Raw genomic sequence first — 18,150 nt, forward strand, 5'->3', positions numbered from 1 at the left:
TACGGTCGCTCAGGCGGCAGTGGAACGCGCCGTGACCGGCGGCGACGGCCACTTCTCGTACCAGCGCAGCTCCGCCTCCAGTTGGGCCGCCACCTGCAGCAGCAGTGGCTCGCTGGCGGCCGGCCCCAGCAACTGCGCCCCGACGGGCAAGCCGTCGGGTGTGAACCCGGCGGGCACATTGACGCCCGGCCAGCCCAGCACGTTCCACGGCCAGGCGTACGGGCAGGCGGCGATCATCGCGCGGTCGGTGGCGAAACCGCTGAGTTCGAGCAGGGCGCCGATGCGAGGCGGGGGAGCGGCGGTCGTGGGCGCCAGGACGACGTCGTACGAGGTGAAGAACCCTCCGATACGGCGGTGCAGGACGGTCTCCGCCCGCCGGGCCGCCCGCAGCGGGGCCCCGCCGAGCAGCCGGCCCAGCCGGGCCGCGTCCCGGGTGCGCCGGTCCAGCAGCGCCGGGAAGGGCGCCTCGCCCACCCGCTCGGCGATCCCGGCCGTCGCGCGCGGCACGAAGGTCAGCCCGATCTGCCCGTACGGCGGGTCCGCCTCCTCGACCGTGTGCCCCAACGCGGCGAGCCGCTCGGCGAGTTCGACGATCCGGGTCCGTACCTCGGGCAGCAGCCGGGCGGGCACCGCCGTGAACGGCGGCTTGAGGGAGAGCGCGATCCGCAGCCGCCCGGGATCGCGGCCGACGGCCGCCGACGCGTCGACGGGCCGCGGCTGGTGCGGGTCCTGCGCGTGGTTGCCGCTCGCCGCGTCCAGCAGCAGGGCCGCGTCGGCGACCGTACGGGCCAGGGTGCCGTTGACGGTGATGCCCTGGAAGGACTCGCCACGCGGCCAGGTGGAGACCCGGCCGCGCTGCGGTTTGATGCCGACCAGATGGGTCCAGGCGGCCGGGATCCGCACCGAGCCGGCGCCGTCCGAGCCGAGCGCGGCGGGTACCAGCCCGGCGGCGACCGCGGCGGCCGACCCGCCGGACGATCCGCCGGGCGTGTGCTCCGTGCTCCACGGATTGCGGGTCGCGCCGAAGGCGGGCCCCTCGGTGAAGGGCCACTGCCCGAACTCGCAGGTGTTGGTCTTGCCGACGATCACGGCCCCGGCCGCGCGCAGCCGCCGTACCGCCTCACCGTCCTCAACGACCGGCGGGAACTCCCCGCAGCAGCCGAAGGCGGTCGGCTCGCCGGCCACGTCCATGTCGTCCTTCACCGCCACGGGGACACCGAGCAGCGGCTTGCGCGCGCCCGTGGCCAGTTCCCGGTCAGCCGCTTCGGCCTCGGCGAGGGCAGCTTCGGCCCGGACGATCCGGAAGGCGTTGAGGCTGCCCTGGGTCGCCTCGATCCGCGCCAGCGTGTGCTCCACCAGGGCGCGGGACGTCACCTCCCCGGCGGCCAGCGCACGGGCGGTCTCCGCCAGGCCTGCGGCGCGGTCGAGCGTCATGCGGACACCTCCAGGAACGGGCGGTCTACCGAACGGTAACGTCCGGTGGCCGGTGACGGAACGGCGGCGACGGAAGTGATTGTTCACCGGTCCCTTCTGGGTTCTGCGGCTCTCGTACAAACCATTGACGCACTTCTGCCTCAGCTCTACCTTCTGACCGACTTTCCGAACCTTGTTCGGTATTTCGACACCCTGCGTCGAGAGCGAGCCGCACATGACTCCCCGCCCCGCCACCCCGTCCCGCCGTGCCCTGCTGCGTGCCGCGGCCGCCCTGCCCGCCTCGGCGCTGCTGCTCGGCGAGACTCCCGGGCTGCTCGGCAGCGCCCTGGCCGCCGCACCCCCGAACGGCTCGGCCAGCCGCTACACGATCGTGCCGTTCCTCAACAGCGACGACGGCACGGTCAACGTCTACCAGTCGGACGACGCCACCGACTTCCGGCTGCTGCGCTCCTCCGCGTACACGCCACCGGCGGGCCGGATCCGCGACGCGAGCGTCCTCAGACACACCGACGGCTTCTACTACGTCACCTACACCACGCACACCTGGCAGGACACCAGCACCACCATCGGCTTCGCCCGCAGCTCCGACCGCCTCAACTGGACGTTCCTCTACGACTACACCGTCCCCCTCGCGAACCTCTCCCGGGCCTGGGCGCCGGAATGGTTCGTCGACAGCGACGGCAGCGTCAACGTCATCGTGTCCTGCTCCACCACGAACGACGAGTGGATCTTCACGCCGTACCGGCTGAGGGCCACGAACTCCGCCCTCACGGCGTGGACTTCACCGGTCGCGCTCTCCGGCATCGGCGCCAACCACATCGACACGTTCATCGTGAGGATCGGCTCGACCTACCACGCCTTCCCGAAGAACGAGACGACGAAGTACATCGAATACGCCACCGCCACGAACCTCACCGGCCCCTACACGATCCGCCGGACCGGCGACTGGGCGGGCTGGGGCAGCTATCGCGAGGGCCCCGCGCTGGTCCAGCTGGACAACGGCGGCTGGCGCGTCTTCTTCGACGGCTACGGCGACGGGAACTACTACTACAGCGACAGCCACGACGTCTTCGCCACCTGGTCGGCGCCGGCCGCACTGCCGGCGATCTCCGGTACGGCACGGCACTTCACCGTGGTCAAGGAGACGGTCCCGGGCGGCCCGAGCCTGACGAAGAACACCACCCGCTCCTTCCGCTCCGCCAACTACTCGACCCGCTACTGGCAGCAGCAGTCCGCGCTTCTCAACCTGCCCGTGGTCAGCGGCTCCAGCACCACCGCCGAGAAGCAGGCCGCCACCTTCACGGTCGTCGCGGGCCTCGCCGACGCGAACGGCTGCTCCTTCCGGGACGCGGCCGGCAACTACCTGCGCCACTGGGACTTCCGCGCCCGCTTCGACCCCAACGACGGCACGAGCACCTTCGCCAAGGACGCCACCTTCGTCCTCCGGACCGGCGCGGCGTCGGGATCCGTCCGCTTCGAGTCGTACAACTACCCGGGGTACTACCTGCGCCACTACGCCTACCAGCTCCGCGTGGAACGCTCGAACGGGACGGACCTGTTCCGGCAGGACAGTTCGTTCGTGCCGGTGACGTCCTGGGCGTGACCTGCACCCCTGCTGATCTGGTCAAGCGCGTCGGCAGATTCGGAGCAGTTCCCTCCACGCTATCCCGGAGATGATCGCCGACATCGCCGGGTCTGTCGCGTGCGATTTCGCGCCTGACCGCATCCCGCTATCCGGCGGCCTCGTGCACGACACCGACCTTTGACCAGGTCAAGCCCACCACTGTGGTGAGGAGTCCTTAGGCGGGGACATCGGCCCGGTCCAGGACGGCGGCCATCTCGTCCTCGGGGAGCGCCCGGTTGGCACCCGCGCTGGAGGCCAGTTCAGGGATATGAAGTGCCTCGCGGAGCCGGTGGAGCGGGAGGCGTGGGTCGCTGACCGCCGCCTGGCGCGTCCAGACCGCGGGGTCACGGCTGAGCCGCTCGATCAACGTGGGTGTGGCGGCCGGGTCCCGGACGGCCAGCCGACGGTAGTTGCCGTCCGGGTGATCCGCGTAGCGCGCGGCGAGACCCTCGCGGGGGAAGCGGGGGTGCGTCTCCGCCATCCAGGCGGAGAACGTGCCACCGAGCCGCGCGTACACACGCATCAGGACCTCCTCCGGGGTGTCGGGGTGGTGCATGCCCAAGAGGTCCTCCACCAACGGGTCCTCGGTGCGCGCGAGCAGGCGCGTGAGGTCGGGCGGCAGATGAGGGCTCTGGGCGACGGTGCGCCGGAGCAGCGGGTGGGCGGAGGTCGCGGCCCGTCGCAGCACCTCGTGGTCGGCGAGCCCGTCCCGTACCCACCCCACGTCCCCCCTGGCGAAGGCCTCCACTGTGAAGTCGATCGACATGCGTCGTGTCTCGTCCAGTTCAGGCCTGAGGGAGACCGCGAGCCGTACGGCCTCATCGGGGTCGACGGCGAGCCGCTCCACGAGGTCGGCGGGCAGCGACGGGTTCTCGGCGAGAGCGGCCAGGTGCGTCCGCTCGGCGACACACCGTTCGGCGTCGGCGCGGTGGAAGAGCCCACGGCGCAGCACCTCGGCGCCGGACTTCGGATCGTGGAGGAGTTCGGCGGTGAGGCGTGCATCCCGTCGGCACTCCCACAGCGCGGCAGCCCGCCGCACCTCGGGGTCTGGATCGGCCAGCAGTGCCGACCGCACGCCCGGGGGCAGCCTCTCCCATGCGCGCGCGGCGTTCCGGCGCGCTGCCGGATCGCGGTGTGTGGCCAGCGAGGCCACGAACGACGGCGCCAGATGGGGCGAGTCCAGCAGGGCCGCCCGTACGGAAGGATCGGGGTCGTCGAGCAGGCGGGCGCACATGTCGTCCGGCAGCGGCGCGACCGTCGTACGCGGGGCGCGCCACTCGGGTCCGTACGCGAGAGCGGCCCGCACCTTGGGGGAAGGGTCGTTCACGAGCCGGGCCCGCTGCGCGGGCTCCGCCCTGGGGCTCATCGCGAAGTCGATCCGAGCGCCCGGGTTCGGGTGAGCCAGGATCACCGCGACGGCCGGCTCGGGAAGTCCAGCCCGCTGGAGGGCGTGACGGGGCGGGCCGTCACCGCCGCCGTCGAAGGCGAGCAAGCGCAGCAGTAACGGTGTCGGCAGCGCCGGGTTGCGGGCGATTCCGTCCAGCGCGGACGCGTGGAACGCGACCATGATCCCCTACCCCTGTGTCTCCGTCGGCTGCCTATACGACTGTTGGTCCCGCCGTGTAGAGCGCCCTCCGCCACCTCACCGGCCCACAGGGCTGAAGCTCCGCCACCCCTTGCCATCTCTCCTTCGACATACAACCATCCGCGCACACCAGATGTCTCCTGCACCGCAATCGCCCCGTTGAGTCCAGGAGAACACCGGGCCAACGGGCAGCCATCCGTATTCGGCAGGGGAGCCATATGCGCCAGAACCTCCGCACAGCCATGGCGACCGCAGCCGTTGGCGCACTCACCGGCGGTCTGCTCTTCGCTGTCGCCGGCCCCGCGGCGGCCGTCTCCGGCCTGGAAGGCGACTTCAACGGCGACGGGTACCAGGACGTAGCGGTCTCCGCCCCGCGCGCCTCGGTCGGCGGCCATGCGGCGGCCGGTTCCGTGACGGTCCTGTACGGCTCCCCCACTGGTGCGGGCGCCGCCAGGATCCAGACGCTCTCCCAGAACAGCACCGGGGTGCCGGGCGGCGCCGAGGCGAGCGACGGCTTCGGTTCGCACACCACGGCCGGTGACTTCAACGGCGACGGCTATGCCGACCTGGCCGTGGGCGTGCCCGGCGAGGACGTCGGCTCTGACACCAATGGCGGCACCGCGGTCACCCTGTGGGGCGGCTCCGCCGGTCTGTCAGGCGGCACCGCGGTCTCCGACCCCGCAGGCAGCGGCCACGACTCCTTCGGCGCCCTGCTCGCAGCCGGCGACTACAACGGCGACGGCCGTGACGACCTCGCCATCGGATCGGACCAGAACACGATCGACATCTACCGCGGCGGTTTCACCAAGTCCGGTTCCACCGGCGGCCACTACAAGGTCACCACACCCGTCCTGAAGGTGCAGGGCAAAGACATCCTCAACCTCACACCGGGCGACGTGAACAACGACGGCCGCACCGACCTGCTCGTCGACGGCTACGAGGGCGAGACGAGCGGCGACTACCACTTCAACGCCAACTACTACCTGCCCGGCTCCACCGGCGGTGTGACCACCTCAGGTGCCCGGAAACTGCCGGCCGGGCTCATCTCCGACATCGGCGACGCCGACAACGACGGCTACGGCGACATCGCCATCGGCAACCACTGGGACGCCTCCTCGGACAGCCCGGGGGCCGCCAAGGGCGGTGCCATCCGGTTCGTCTGGGGCACATCGACCGGTCCGACCGGTGGCACGGGGACCTTGGAGCAGAACAGCGCCGGTGTTCCCGGTACCGGCGAGACGGGTGACGCCTTCGGCTGGGAGCTCTCCCTCGGCGACATCAACGGCGACGGCTACGACGACCTCGCCATCGGCTCGCCGGGCGAGGACCTGAACGGCATCGCCGACGCCGGCATGGTCTCCGTCCTCTACGGCTCGACATCCGGATTCCAGGGCGGCGCCGCCCAGTCCCTGGCCCAGGACACGCCCGGCGTGCCCGGAGGCAACGAGAAGAACGACGGCTTCGGGGGCGAACTGCTGCTCACCGACACCACCGGCGACGGCAAGGCGGACCTGACGGTCGGCCTGCCGGGGGAGAACAACAGCGACGGCTACGTGGTGGCCTTCGCCTCCGACGGCTCGAAGATCAATACATCAGGCCGAGGCATCGGCCTGACCGCCGCCAAGGTCTCCACGTCCGGCACTCCCCTGTTCGGCAGCCAGATGGCGGACTGATCCAACCTCTTGGCCCTCCTCGTCAGAGGACCGTCGGGGATCGTGATCAAGCTGTCGCCGCGGGCCTGTCCGGCGGCGAGCAACGCCGCCTGGCCATCGCGCGTGCCCTCGCCACCCGCCCCGACGTCCTGCTCATCGACGAACCGACCACCGGCCTCGACACCCGCACCGCTGCCCGCGTACTCGCAGCCGTACGCCGCCGACTGCCCCGTGCGGTACTGGTCCTGGCCCTGCACGAGGTGCCTGCGGCCGTGGAAACATGGGGCTGGGCCTGGAGCAGGGCCAGGCTCGATCGGTAGGAGTGCGGACAGCTGGGCACCAGCAGGGCCGTGTCCTCAAGGGTCTCGTGCGCGGTTGGCCGTGGCTCGGTGCCCACGTGGCTCGTTGAAACTGCGCATGGTTGGGGGAGGGCGCGTGAGGTGATCGTGGCGTGTTGGGGTCACCGGGCTTCAGGAGTCGGGGCGAGCCACAAGTTCGTCTTCGCCGGCCGGTTGCAGGCCACGTTGGTGAGTCGGCACCATGGCACGACTCAAGCGGGAACACCGTAGGTGGGCCTGCTGACCGGCGCAACGCTCTGATCGCGAGAAGTCCTCCGTCGCTGACAGACGGACGATCCGGTCCGTGGACGCACGAGGTGCCCTGGCCTGCTGAGCGGCCCGCACCGTTCGCACCGCCCGCCGATCACCTCGAAGTCGCCGATTCGAGCGGTGCTCTCCGCGACAGGCCGACGGCTCCGATGCCTCAGTTCTCCAGGACGAAGATCGGCTTGTGGCCGGCCCGGCCGGAGGTCAGCACGTCGGGGATCTCGTCCCAGTCGTGGATTCCGCTGGTGACCAGCTCGGGGTGGAGCGTGCCGGCGGCCACCGCCTCCAGGGTCGGTGTCATGTTCGGCCGTGCGTGGCCCTTGCCGTTGTGGAAGTGGACTCCGCGCTGGTACAGCGCGAGCAGGGGGAGCTGGACGTCGTCGAAGTAGATGCCGACGCTGTTGACGTGCCCCTCGGGCATGACCGACAGCAGTGCCTTGCGCAACCGCTCGGGGTTGCAGCTGGCGTCCACGGCGAGGTGGAAGTCCTTCTCGCGCTATCCAGTTCAGCGGGCGTGACACCGAACTCGGCCAGCAGCGCCGCTCCGTCGCCACCGAGGTCGTCGATGAGGCGATCGATGCCCCGGATCGCAGCGGCCCGGATCTCCCTCTGCATGCGTCAACCGTCTCGTCGCCGGGCGGCGCGGCGCGGGCTCCAGGAAACCGGCCCGGTCACGGATATCGCTCGCGGTGTTCCGGCCTCGGCCGCAGTTCTTGACCAGCCCTCCGTCACGTCTCTTCCCGCAGGCCGGGGAACAGCGCGTGGACACGGTCGGGGCCGGGCGTGACGAAGACACCGTCCGCTGTGACCAGCTCTGTGGAAGGGGCCGCCTGAGTGGTGATCGTCCCGGTCACGAAGACCTTGCGGTTGTCCGTGCCGGTGACGCGTCCGAGGATGCGCAGTGGTGTCTCCAGCGGGATGGGCTGGTGGTAGCGCATCTGGGAGGGAGACGGTCAGGCCTGGTGTTCCGGCGGCGGTGCAGGCCTGGCCCATGAGTTCGTCCAGGAGCATGGCGCTCATGCCGCCGTGGCCGTAGCCGGGCGGGCCTTCGTGGGCGATGCCCAGCGTGCAGTGACCGATCAGGCCGTCGTCGGTGGGTGTGATGCTCACGGGCGGGGCCAGCGGGCTGCCGAGCCCGACGACAGGGCTGTACATCCGCGGCCCCCCGGGAAACCCGTCCACTTCGGGGATCTCCGCTCGTGCGCGCCGTCGCCCGGTCAACTGGCCGGTGACATGACGGACGCCGTCCGCCACGCGGTGGAGAGTGCCAGGTGAGGCGGCGGTGCGGACCGTGGCTTCCACCAGTGCGCGCAGTTCGTGTCCCAGGCGGGTGACGGCCGCCCTCTGGTGCTCCAAGGGCTCGGCTCCCGTTCCTGCGGGCGGCTCGGTGAGGGGGGGTGTGCATCGGCTTTCTCCGTGGAGGGCGAGGGCGAGGGCGGTAGAATATGACAATTGTTATAGCTCAGGGATCAGAGGGGTTCGCAGGTGACCAAGTCCAGTCCGTCAGCGCGTGAGCGGATCGTGGCCGGTGCGGCCGACATGATCAGCCGGCGTGGCCTGAACGCGACGAGCATCCGCGAGACGGCCAAGCACGCCAGGGCGCCGCTCGGCTCGACGTACCACTACTTCCCCGAGGGCAAGCAGCAGTTGGTCACCGAGGCCGTGCGCCACACGGGTGAGTGGACCGCGCGCAGTCTGCGCGAGGAACTGCGGGCTGGTCCGGTCGCCGGTCTGCAAGCTTTCCTCGCTCTGTGGCGCAAGATCGTCGTCGACAGCGACTTCCGGGCCGGCTGCCCCGTCCTCGCGGTCTCCATCGAGGAGCCGGCCGCCGGTGAGACGTCCGCCGCCCTGGCGGCGGCTGCCGACGTCTTCACCACAGGGGAGGAGCTGCTCGCCGACTCCCTGCGTGAGCACGGTGCCGAGCCTGAGCGAGCGGCGAACCTCGCGACGCTCATCGTCGCGGCCGTCGAGGGAACCGTGGCCATGTGCCGCGCCAAGCGCAGCACCCAGCCCCTCGATCGCACCGCCGAGCAGTTGCGAGTGGTCATCCTCGCCGAGGTCAAGGGCTGAGCCCGACTCGCGCCCGACAGCTCGGGCTTCAGGTGCCCAGCGCGGCACGGACCGCCTTGACCCGCTCCTGGGTGAACACTCCGCTCTGAGGGAGCGGCAGGATCGACAGCACACCGCCGGACGAGCCCCAGCTGCCCTCGTCGATCACCCGGAAGTTGACCCACCAGGCCGGCGCCGGCTTGTCCAGCCCGCAGGCAGCCGCCAGTGCGGCCAGCCTCGTGCGGAAAGGGCCCCAGCCGGCCGAGGAAACCCGCGTCGGCCGAGATCTGACGGCGCTCCCGCGTCCCTCGATGAGCAACCTCTTCCGTCCCGTGTCGGCCACCGCCCCAGTCTGGTGCTGCTTGGGCAGGTGTGGGCACGGCCGGGCAGGGGACTTGGTGGGCAGGCCGGGTTCTGCAGTATTTCCCTGGGGACTGGCCCGGTCCAGGCTTCTCTGGTTCAGCCAACGTGCCGGGGAAGCCGCTTATCCGAGGCTGCCCCGTTCGCAGGCCGGGCGGGCGACCTCGCGGAGCTTGATGTTCTTCTCCTGGGAGTAGCGGCGGAGCACGTCGAAGGCCTGCTCCTCGGTGAGGTGGCGGGCGCCCATGGGGATGCCCATGGCTTCACCGATGGTGTGGCGGGTGGAGACGGCTTGTTCCATCTGGGCGTGGGTGCGGGCGCTGGAGAAGGCGACGGCTGCGTGGGAGGCCAGCAGCCAGCCGGCCAGCTCACTGTTCTCGGTGAACGCGCCGGGCTTTCGGGAGTAGATGTTCAGCGCGCCGAGGTCTTGCTCGTCGGTGAACAGCAGGAGGCCCATCATGCTGCCCACGCCGAGGGCATGGGCCTGCGGAGCGTAGGCGGGCCGGCGCTGGTGCTCGCCGGTGAGGTCGGCGATGCGGAAGACCCGCTCGCCTTGCGAGCTGTGGGCCACTTCCCCCCGCTGCTGCTCGCGCCGCCTGGATTGCCCACATATCCAGCCTTCCGCGCAACCCTCGCGGTGGCATCGGTGTACCGCTGCAGCGGTATGGCGCTGGACGCGAAGGTGCCACCCAAAGACCCAAAGAGCACGAGACACTCGTGGCGCAGGAGCCGGACCGGCTGAGGTGGTGGAGCTGCGGTCGGGACGGGGCTGAGGTGATGCTCGGTGTCTCATTCGCCATTGCCTGGCGGCCTTGGCGTTCCGCGAGCGTTACTGCTGAGCGACCGGTTTGCCGATGCGTTCGGTCTCGTCCTGCACGAGGAGGGAAAGCAGGGAAGCCACGGCAAGGCCTGCTTCGGCCGGGTGGCGCAGTACCTTGTCGGGTTCGATGCGGTAGGTGTTCGTGCGCCCGTCGCGGGTGTGGGAGAGATAGCCGTCCTGCTCCAGGTCGGCGATGATCCGCGCGACGGCACGCTCGGTGAGCCGGCAGTGGGCAGCGATGTCACGGACACGGACGCTCGGGTTGTCGGCGATGGCTGCCAGCACGCGTGCGTGGCTGGTGATGAACGTCCATCCGGTGTGAGATTCGGGCACTCCAACCATGCTCGGCATTCTACGAGGCTGTTGCCTGATCGCAGATACATGACATACATTTCAGGTAACGAATGACATGCTCCCGTTGGGGGAGACCCGTAGAAGGAGCCTTGTGGTGCCCTCGGACGAGGCCGTCATGCCGACACCTATGAACAACACCGGTGGGAAGCCGTCGCCGCAACAGGTCGCCGGGCATGTCCCGCAAGAGCCTGCGGTGCGTCAATACGAATGGCACGGAGCCTGGGTCGTCGCCGCCCACGGTGCCTACGACATGCACTCGATCACGCCCTTGGCAAAGGCATTGCAGACAGCAGCCGGGACGTACTCGAAGGTGATCCTGGACGCCTCCGGCGTCACCTTCGCGGACTCGACGCTTCTGAACCTGCTGATCCTTACCCACCGAGAGGGCAACCTGAGAGTGGTCGCGCCGTCCCCACAGCTTCAGCGGCTCTGTGAGATCACCGGAGTCGACAGCATCCTGCAGGTTCGGGAAACGGTCGACGACGCTGCCGCCTCTTGAGCAGCCGGGCACCAAGGTCAGAGCCCCGCCACCTGGTGTCGACGCTTGCGGCTTGCCTTGCCGGCTCCGCACGCGACGGCTAGGGAAGCTGATGCCGGCCCGTCGCGGTGGTGCTGTCGGCGCGTCCACCGGCACCCAGCAGGCCGGTGGCGTGCAAGGTGTCCTCGGCTTCCAGCCGGGGCAGTACGTGCCGGGTCCGGCGGAGTACGAGGGGCGGGATCGCGGCTCGGCCCAGCTGGAGCACGCGTAGCCAGGCGGGTATGTAGACGGCGGTGCGCCGTTGCTCGACGGCACGGGCCAGGCGGGCGGCGACGTCCTCGGTGGGATGGACGCGCCCGAGGGGAGGCGGCATGTGGGTGCGCAGTTCCCGCAGGGCCGGGTACCGGTCGGCATCGTGGATCATGTCGGTGTCGGTCCAGCTGAGATAGGCGATGCCCACGGCCACTCCGTGGTGTGCCACCTCGGCGCGCAGGGTGTGGGTGAACGCTTCCACGCCGGCTTTGGAGGCGCAGTAGGCGCTCATCATGGGGGCGGCACCGATCGATGCCAGCGAGGCGATCTGAAGGTGGTAGCCCGCGGTCTGCAGCAGGTCGGGGAGGAATGCCGCGGCCGTCTTGGCGCTGCCGGTGAGGTTGACGTCGATGACGCGTTGCCAGGTGGCGGGGTCGCCCTGGGTGAAGGGGCCGCCTTCGGCGATGCCCGCGTTGGCCACGACGACGGACACCGGACCCAGACGCCCGCGGACCACCTCGGCGGCTTCGGCGAGAGCAGTGCCGTCGGTGACATCGACGCACAGGGCCAGCGGCGCGTCCGGCAGGGCGGCGGCTGTCGCCTCGAGTGCGGCTTCGTCGTGATCCAGCAGGGCCAGGCGGGCGCCTTTGCGCGCGAGCGCGTCCGCCAGTGCCGCTCCCACGCCGCGTGCTGCTCCTGTCACTACGACCGTGCGGTCCTTGACGGGGCTGCCGTCCACGGTGGATCCCTCCTGGTGTGCCCTGCTCATTCCAGAGGTGCGTCGGCCGGGCGGGCGGCGTGGTCAGGGTGGCCGGCAGTGCGGCGTGCCTCCTTCATCTCCGCCTCGTAGAGGTGGTCGCGGCCCTGTGCCAGCTGGTTCACGGCTGCACGGTTCAGGTGCGTGAACGGCCGGTGGTAGGTGGCGTCGTAGGCCTCGACGATCTGGAAGGTCCAGTGCCCCGGGATGACGTTGCGGCCCAGGATCTCCGACTTCACCCGGTCGGCCCACTCGGGGTGCCCGGACTCGCGCAGCAGCTGGACGGCCTGGTCGAGTTGTAGGTCTGCGCTGCCGGTCATCTGGTGGAAGCTGTAGAGGTGGCCTCTGGCGCGTTCGGTGATCTCCAGGGCCTTGGACAGCGCACCGAGTGCTTCCACCGTCTCGTCACTGACGCCCTCGGGACGCTGGTGGGCCCGGTCCGGTCCGTCACGATGAGTGTCCATAATCATTTCCGTTCAGTGGCCGTCAGCGGAGCGGCGGTGGTTTTCGCCCGGTGCGATCCCGGTGGGTGAGGACGCGTTGGGCGCGGGTGAGGCCGGCAAGCCGGTACCGGTGCAGCGCTGCCTGGGCGGCGTTGGCTCCCGGGGCTCCATGGACCCCTCCGCCTGGATGTGCGGAAGCGGAGGCGAGATAGAGACGGTGCACCGGTGTCTCGGGGCGGCCGGTGCCGGGTACGGGACGGAAGACGAGTTGCTGGTGTACGGCCGCGGTGCCGCCGTTGATGGCGCCTCCGTGCAGATTGCTGTCGAGCGACTGGAGCGTGGGCGGGGCCAGCACGCGCCGCGCTCGGATACGGGAGCGGAAACCGGGAGCGAACCGCTCGACCTGGCGCTCGACCCGGTCGGCCATCACCTCCTGCTCCGCGGCGCTCCAGGCGCCGGTCAGGCCCTCGCCACCGGCGTCGGACTTGATGACGTGCGGCACGTGTGTATAGGCCCATGCGGATTCGGTGCCGCGAGGTGAGCGGGAAGGGTCGGCGGTCGTCATCTGGCCGAAGAGGGCGAACGGGCGGTCCGGCACCTGGCCCATGGCGATCTGGGCCGCGAAGCGGGTGAGCTCGTCCATCCCGTCGGCCAGATGGACGGTTCCGGCCCGCGCGGCGGCTTCGGTCTGCCAGGGCACGGGTCCGTCGCACGCCCAGTCGACCTTGAAGGTGGCGAAGTCCCACTGGAAACGCTTCAGGTCGGACGCGAGCTGGGAAGGGAGGTGCTCCGCCTCGACGAGCTCGCCGTACAGGGCTGCGGCGGACACATCCGCCAGGACGGCACGACGTGCCGCCACCGTCTCACCGTCGGCGGTGATCACCCCTACGGCCCGCCTGTCGCGCACGACGACCCGGCGCACGCGCTGTCCGCACCGCAGGGTGCCGCCACGCGCCCGCAGTCGGCGTACGAGAGCCCCGGTCAGGGCGCCGGAGCCGCCGGCAGGCACGGGAAAGCCGTAGGTCTGGCCGAGCATGGACATCAACCAGCCGAAACCTCCGCTGCCCGCCGCTTCGGGGGCGAGATCCGCGTGCAGCGCGTTCCCGGCAAGCAGCAGCTTTCCGCCCTCGCCGCGGAACTCCTCATCGCCCATCCGGCGCACCGGCAGGACCAGGGTCCGGGCCATCCGCAATCCGCCGGCCGCCTTGAGCCGCAGGGCGAGGCGGGCGGAGGCGCGCACCGGCGGGAAGGGGGTGAACAGGGCCCCCAGAATGTCGGGACCAAGGCGCTCCCAGGTCCCGTGCAGACGCCTCCAAGCATCCCCGTCACCCGGGTGGAACATGTCGAGGGAGTCGGCGGTGGCATCGACATCGCGGGCCAGCACGGCACACTTGCCGTCGCTGAGGGGGTGGGCCAGTACGCGCGGCGCATGGCTCCAGCGCAGGCCGTAATCCCCCAGGCGCAGGCGGTCCAGTACCGGTGAGGCGGCGGCCAGAGGATAGAAGGAGCTGAAGAGATCGCTGACGAATTCGGGGTCGACACCTCTGTTGTGGCGCACCGCGCCACCGGCGTCGGACTGATCCTCGAGGACCTCCACGCTCCAGCCGGCATCGGCCAGCAGGTTGGCTGCCACCAGCCCGTTGGGTCCGGCCCCGATCACCACGGCGTCAGGCATGGCCAGCACCGTCACCGTGGGCTGCCGCGCTGCGCCGCTGCCTGAGGCTCTGAGGCCGGCCCGCCCCGGCGGCCTGCGCCTGGCAGACCTTGGCGAGCCGGGCCAGCATCGCGCGGTGCCGCAGCTGGATCAGTGCCTCCACTCCCACGTTGTGGAGCCGTCCGCTGGTCCCTTGCAGGGGGTGCTCGTCCACGATCACCAGGCAGTGCTCGCCCCAGGGGAGGAGCTCGATGGCGATCCGTGCTGTCCCCAGCACTCCTGCCCGTGCCTCCAGGCCCAGCTTGGAGCCCTCCTCGCAGTGCCGGACGACCGTCTCGTTGGTCAGCCGCATCGGTCCGAGGCGAACCTCGTAGCCGATCGCCGATCCCGTCTGCGGCCACTGCCCCCGCACCGGCTCGGAGGCCGACGTTCCCACCACCCACTCCGCGTACCGGCCGCCGTCGGCGAGGACCTCCCAGACAGTCTGCGGACTCACCTTGATCAGTCGATGCCGTACCGCCACACCACACCTCCAGGTCCGCCGGTCCACAGCCAAGTGCCCAGCCCACACCAGACAAACCGGATACCACAGGCCTTGACCCACCCTTGCTGTCCCAGAACCATCCGAGACCGCCCGGCCGCGCAGCAGTCGCCGGCTCCGGCCTATCCGTTCATCCGGCGAGGTCGGGGCACCAGAAGCTGGACCCGGCCCTGCTGCACAAACCCCGAGCGGGCCCACCCCGGCGACCGTAACGCCGCCCCACCGGTTTGTTCCGATGGCCGGACGTCGGGGAAGAACCTGGAGACTTTGCGGGAGGCGTCCTCGGCGTGGCAGCAGCTGCCGCAGTCTGCTCCACGGGCGTCGGATGCGTTGCCGCCGTGGCGGTACGGGGAGGTCTCAGGACGGATTGGGGGCATCGATCCGATCGGCGTTGCTCGGCGGTGGCAACGAGGACCGAGCCGATGCCTTCAGGAACGGCGCGCTGTGTGCAGGGGCTCGGTTCCGGTCCAGCCGGTCCTGGCTGGGACGCGTTCCGGGGTAGGGCGACCTACGAGGTCGCGCAGGTCAGAGAGGAGCGAGTCGTGAAGAAGGACCGGTCGAGTCTGCGCCGCCGTTGGCGTGGCGCGCTCGCCCTTGGTGGCTTCGGAGCCATCGTCGCGGGGCCACCGGAGTTCTTCGACTCCGGTGTCGGCTGGAATGTCCTTCTCGCACTCTTGGTCGGTGCTGCGGCCGGAACTGTAGTGGGCTTCCTCTTCCCCTACCTGCTGCGCCCCCGTCAGGGAAAACGCCCTACTGCGCCAACGCCGGCCCCGCCACCGCCAGGGACACCGCCACCACGAGGGGGATAGGGCCCGCGAGGGGCGCGGACGGTCCCGGCGGGACAGTACGTTCGTGCCGGTGGCGGCTCGGGCCTGACGGGCTCTCAGCCGATGTCGAAGACATTCGGCAGCCGGAGGAGGTGACGGGTGCGGTCGTGCCGCTTGAGCGCCTCCAGTTCGGGGGCCCGGTACAAGGGGGTCACGGTGCACCGCTCGGCGGTCGAGCCGGTCTGTTCCAGCAGGGCGTTGACGGCCTGCCGGGCCGAGGTGTTGGCGCCTTCCATGGTGGCGAGATCGATGGGCACGGCCACGTAGTCGCCGGCCAGGAAGAGGTTGGGGATCTTCGTGGCCGACCGCGGGCGGTGGTGGAAGGTCCCCACCGGGTGGATGAGCAGCTGTTCCTCGTTGACCGGGTTCGGCGTGCCGAGTCCGTCCACGGCCGGGTCGAGGAACCAGGAGTGCAGCACGGAGTCCTTCAGGACCGTACGGCCGCTGTCGTTGAGCGCCGCCTTCAACTGGGCCCACACCTCGCGGGCGACCTCGGTGCGGGTGCATTGCTTGGCCGTCTTGCCGTACAGGATGCCCGGACGGTCCCACTCCGAGACGTCGACGGACAGGCAGTCCGCGACCGTGCCGTCGCCGAAGTCGGCGGGGAAGTCGTGTCCCGGCCAGTGCTGGGCCTGGGCGATCGCGGTGAGCGACCACGGGGAGTCGATGAGGTCGAGGTGGCCGTGCAGGATCGGCGTACGTTCCGTCAGATAGAACTGGATGCCGGTCATCCAGTCCGTCTCCAGCCGGTCGCACTCGGCCAGTTGGGGGTCGGCGGCGCGTACGGCGGAGTTCCATGTGCGGCGGGCGTGCTCGACCGGCATCGCCGAGACGTAGTGGTCGGCGGTGACGGTCCTGCGCGCGCCTCCGGGCTCCTCCACGACGGCCCCGGCGATCACACCCGAGTCCAGGGTCAGGTCCCGTACGGTCCAGCCGACGCGGAACTCGACCCCGAGTGACCGCAGGTACGTCACCCAGGGGTCGATCCAGGCCTCGTTGGTGGGCGCGTTGAGGATCCGGTCCAGTGGACCGTCGGCGCCCCGCCCGAGGAGGTTGAAGGCGAAGGCCTCCAGCAGGGTGGCGACCGTACGGGTGCTGGCCTCCTCCGCCTTGGTGGCCACGATGTTGCGGGTGATGCCGACGGCGAGGATGCGCTGGTAGTCGTAGGACATGCGCCCCGCCCGCACGAACTCCCACCACGGTGTCCGCTCCCATACGTCGTCGCGGCGCTCGTCGCAGCTGGTGAGGAAGACCAGGAAACGGCCTGCGAAGTAGAGGGCCTCATGGAGGGGGAGGTTGAAGGTTGTGTCCAGGACCGAGGTGAGGGCGCGGCGGATCTCGTCCGGGGTGAGTTCGGCCGGGGTGCTGCCGGGCCAAGGCAGCGGGATCCGGATGTCCTCGCGGCCGCCCGACCGGGCGAACAGCATCTCCTTGGGGGCGACGAGGTTGTCGTGGACACCACCTGGGTTGCCGGGGAACGGGATGCGCCGCATGGTGTCGGGCAGGTTGTGGTAGATGCCGGGGATGAAGCGGAAGCCGTGCTCTCCCGGCAGGGGGCGACGGCCGCCCGTGGCGCTGTCCGGTACGTCCATGCTGCGGGCCTTGCCGCCCAACGCCTTGCGTTCGTAGACAGTGACCCGGAAGCCGCGCTCGGCGAGTTCGTGCGCGGCCGTGAGCCCGGCGACGCCCCCGCCCAGTACGGCCACGGTCTGCGCTGCCGCACCGCCCTCGGCCCGAGCCTGCTGTGGGGCCCCGAGGGCGACCCCGCCGCCGGCGGCCGCGGCGGTGCCCAGGAATCCTCTGCGCGTGGTGCCGCTCATCGCCACCCCTTACCGTCGGTAACACCGGCGCACGAGGATATGAGCGAGGGGCCGATCCCGGAAGACGGCCTGCGTGACTTTGGCTTGATGTCGTATCAACCCCCGGCTGGACGATGGCTCTAAGGGTGGATAGATTGTCTGTATAGGGTTGGATGAAAAATCAAAGCTCTGTGCGGAGCACCGGGCGGGAGCAGGGAAGCAGGAGATGAGCGAAGGTGACACAGCCTCGGACGGCCGGGCCGTGTCCGGGGCACCGGACGACGAGCACCTGCTGGCCGAGTTCGAGAAGGTCGCGCAGGGGCTGGGTCGCATGTTCCCCGGTATCTGCGAGGTCGTGCTGCATGATCTGCGCGATCCGGATCACGCCATCCGCTTCATCGAGAACAACCTGTCGGGGCGCCAGGTGGGAGAGTCCGCCACCGAACTGGGTCTCGCCCGTATCCGGGACCCGCACTACCCCGGCGTCATCCAGAACTACGCCGGCCGGTTCCCCGACGGACGCCCCGCGAAGAGCACGTCGATCGGGATCAAGAACGAAGCCGGGCAGTACATCGCCGCCCTCTGTCTGAACCTGGACATCTCGACGCTGTCACCCATGACGCTCACGCTGTCGAACCTGGTCGCGACCGATCCCGAGAACCGGGACGCCCCGCTCGAGACGCTGCGCGACCGAAGCCGCCGGGAACTGCGCGAAGTCATCGAGACAGCGGCCGCCGAGCGCTCCACGACCCCACGGGCGCTGCCCCGGGAGGCGAAGAAGGACCTTGTCCGACGCCTGTACGAGGACGGCTACTTCGACACCCGCAATGCCGCCCAGACCATCGCCGACCTCATCGGCATCTCCCGGGCCAGCGTCTACTCCTACACGAAGTGAGCGGAATCGACGGCAACGTGC

At 70.2% G+C, this 18,150-nt stretch carries 18 protein-coding genes; 6 read left to right on the top strand and 12 right to left on the bottom strand.

Going from position 1 to position 18,150, the window contains the following annotated elements:
• Positions 1–9 precede the first annotated feature (9 nt).
• Entirely contained in the window at positions 10–1,434 is a 1,425-nt protein-coding gene (locus ACQEV8_RS38680) for an amidase (protein ID WP_432970377.1), read from the bottom strand.
• A gap of 214 nt (positions 1,435–1,648) precedes the next feature.
• On the opposite strand from ACQEV8_RS38680, the gene ACQEV8_RS38685 reads away from it, so the two are divergent.
• Positions 1,649–3,037, top strand: coding sequence for a glycoside hydrolase family 43 protein (locus tag ACQEV8_RS38685; RefSeq protein WP_432970380.1), 1,389 nt, complete (start codon positions 1,649–1,651; stop codon positions 3,035–3,037).
• 196 nt (positions 3,038–3,233) lie between these two features.
• On the opposite strand, the gene ACQEV8_RS38690 is transcribed toward ACQEV8_RS38685, so the two are convergent.
• Positions 3,234–4,625 (bottom strand): Mucin-2, encoded by a 1,392-nt coding sequence (locus ACQEV8_RS38690; RefSeq protein WP_432970383.1) that lies wholly within the window; start codon positions 4,623–4,625, stop codon positions 3,234–3,236.
• A 260-nt stretch (positions 4,626–4,885) separates the two neighbouring features.
• Here ACQEV8_RS38690 and ACQEV8_RS38695 point away from each other — a divergent pair, with 260 nt between their 5' ends.
• Both ACQEV8_RS38695 and ACQEV8_RS38700 read left to right on the top strand, forming a co-directional pair.
• Positions 4,886–6,316: an FG-GAP-like repeat-containing protein gene (locus tag ACQEV8_RS38695; protein WP_432970386.1), complete on the top strand. Its 1,431-nt coding sequence runs from the start codon at positions 4,886–4,888 to the stop codon at positions 6,314–6,316.
• A gap of 95 nt (positions 6,317–6,411) precedes the next feature.
• Complete coding sequence (locus tag ACQEV8_RS38700) at positions 6,412–6,615, top strand: ATP-binding cassette domain-containing protein (protein ID WP_432973315.1); 204 nt, start codon at positions 6,412–6,414, stop codon at positions 6,613–6,615.
• A 442-nt stretch (positions 6,616–7,057) separates the two neighbouring features.
• Here the strand turns inward: ACQEV8_RS38700 and ACQEV8_RS38705 are convergent, their stop codons facing one another.
• Positions 7,058–7,372, bottom strand: coding sequence for a hypothetical protein (locus ACQEV8_RS38705; protein WP_432970389.1), 315 nt, complete (start codon positions 7,370–7,372; stop codon positions 7,058–7,060).
• A gap of 256 nt (positions 7,373–7,628) precedes the next feature.
• Positions 7,629–7,838: a hypothetical protein gene (locus ACQEV8_RS38710; protein ID WP_432970392.1), complete on the bottom strand. Its 210-nt coding sequence runs from the start codon at positions 7,836–7,838 to the stop codon at positions 7,629–7,631.
• A 547-nt stretch (positions 7,839–8,385) separates the two neighbouring features.
• Between ACQEV8_RS38710 and ACQEV8_RS38715 the strand changes: the two genes are divergently transcribed.
• Positions 8,386–8,970 (top strand): TetR/AcrR family transcriptional regulator, encoded by a 585-nt coding sequence (locus ACQEV8_RS38715; protein WP_432970395.1) that lies wholly within the window; start codon positions 8,386–8,388, stop codon positions 8,968–8,970.
• A gap of 28 nt (positions 8,971–8,998) precedes the next feature.
• Here ACQEV8_RS38715 and ACQEV8_RS38720 read toward each other — a convergent pair whose 3' ends face one another.
• The 3 genes from ACQEV8_RS38720 to ACQEV8_RS38730 all read right to left on the bottom strand — a co-directional run bounded on the left by ACQEV8_RS38720 (position 8,999) and on the right by ACQEV8_RS38730 (position 10,471).
• The gene (locus ACQEV8_RS38720; RefSeq protein ID WP_432970398.1) at positions 8,999–9,292 is read right to left on the bottom strand and encodes a hypothetical protein; all 294 of its coding nucleotides are present in this window, start codon (positions 9,290–9,292) and stop codon (positions 8,999–9,001) included.
• A 141-nt stretch (positions 9,293–9,433) separates the two neighbouring features.
• Entirely contained in the window at positions 9,434–10,102 is a 669-nt protein-coding gene (locus ACQEV8_RS38725) for a GAF and ANTAR domain-containing protein (protein ID WP_432970401.1), read from the bottom strand.
• A 36-nt stretch (positions 10,103–10,138) separates the two neighbouring features.
• Positions 10,139–10,471, bottom strand: a complete 333-nt coding sequence (locus ACQEV8_RS38730) for a helix-turn-helix transcriptional regulator (protein ID WP_432970404.1) — start codon at positions 10,469–10,471, stop codon at positions 10,139–10,141.
• 106 nt (positions 10,472–10,577) lie between these two features.
• Between ACQEV8_RS38730 and ACQEV8_RS38735 the strand changes: the two genes are divergently transcribed.
• Positions 10,578–10,982 carry an STAS domain-containing protein gene (locus ACQEV8_RS38735; RefSeq protein ID WP_432970407.1) on the top strand — a complete coding sequence of 135 codons (405 nt, stop codon included), beginning with the start codon at positions 10,578–10,580 and terminating at the stop codon, positions 10,980–10,982.
• Positions 10,983–11,061: 79 nt separating this feature from the next.
• Here the strand turns inward: ACQEV8_RS38735 and ACQEV8_RS38740 are convergent, their stop codons facing one another.
• The 5 genes from ACQEV8_RS38740 to ACQEV8_RS38760 form a co-directional block, all read right to left on the bottom strand.
• Positions 11,062–11,982, bottom strand: a complete 921-nt coding sequence (locus tag ACQEV8_RS38740; protein WP_432970410.1) for an SDR family oxidoreductase — start codon at positions 11,980–11,982, stop codon at positions 11,062–11,064.
• Entirely contained in the window at positions 11,979–12,434 is a 456-nt protein-coding gene (locus ACQEV8_RS38745) for a hypothetical protein (protein WP_432970413.1), read from the bottom strand. The genes ACQEV8_RS38740 and ACQEV8_RS38745 overlap by 4 nt, the downstream gene beginning before the upstream one ends.
• Before the next feature lie 22 nt (positions 12,435–12,456).
• Entirely contained in the window at positions 12,457–14,088 is a 1,632-nt protein-coding gene (locus ACQEV8_RS38750; protein WP_432970416.1) for a phytoene desaturase family protein, read from the bottom strand.
• Positions 14,081–14,590 (bottom strand): SRPBCC family protein, encoded by a 510-nt coding sequence (locus ACQEV8_RS38755; protein WP_432970419.1) that lies wholly within the window; start codon positions 14,588–14,590, stop codon positions 14,081–14,083. Before ACQEV8_RS38755 ends, ACQEV8_RS38750 begins: the two co-directional genes overlap by 8 nt.
• A gap of 901 nt (positions 14,591–15,491) precedes the next feature.
• Positions 15,492–17,255, bottom strand: a complete 1,764-nt coding sequence (locus tag ACQEV8_RS38760; RefSeq protein WP_432970422.1) for a hydroxysqualene dehydroxylase — start codon at positions 17,253–17,255, stop codon at positions 15,492–15,494.
• A 205-nt stretch (positions 17,256–17,460) separates the two neighbouring features.
• Between ACQEV8_RS38760 and ACQEV8_RS38765 the strand changes: the two genes are divergently transcribed.
• The gene (locus ACQEV8_RS38765; protein ID WP_432970426.1) at positions 17,461–18,129 is read left to right on the top strand and encodes a helix-turn-helix transcriptional regulator; all 669 of its coding nucleotides are present in this window, start codon (positions 17,461–17,463) and stop codon (positions 18,127–18,129) included.
• Positions 18,130–18,150: the final 21 nt, after the last annotated feature.

This window comes from Streptomyces sp. CA-179760 (genome assembly GCF_050937045.1).
GTDB lineage: Bacteria > Actinomycetota > Actinomycetes > Streptomycetales > Streptomycetaceae > Streptomyces.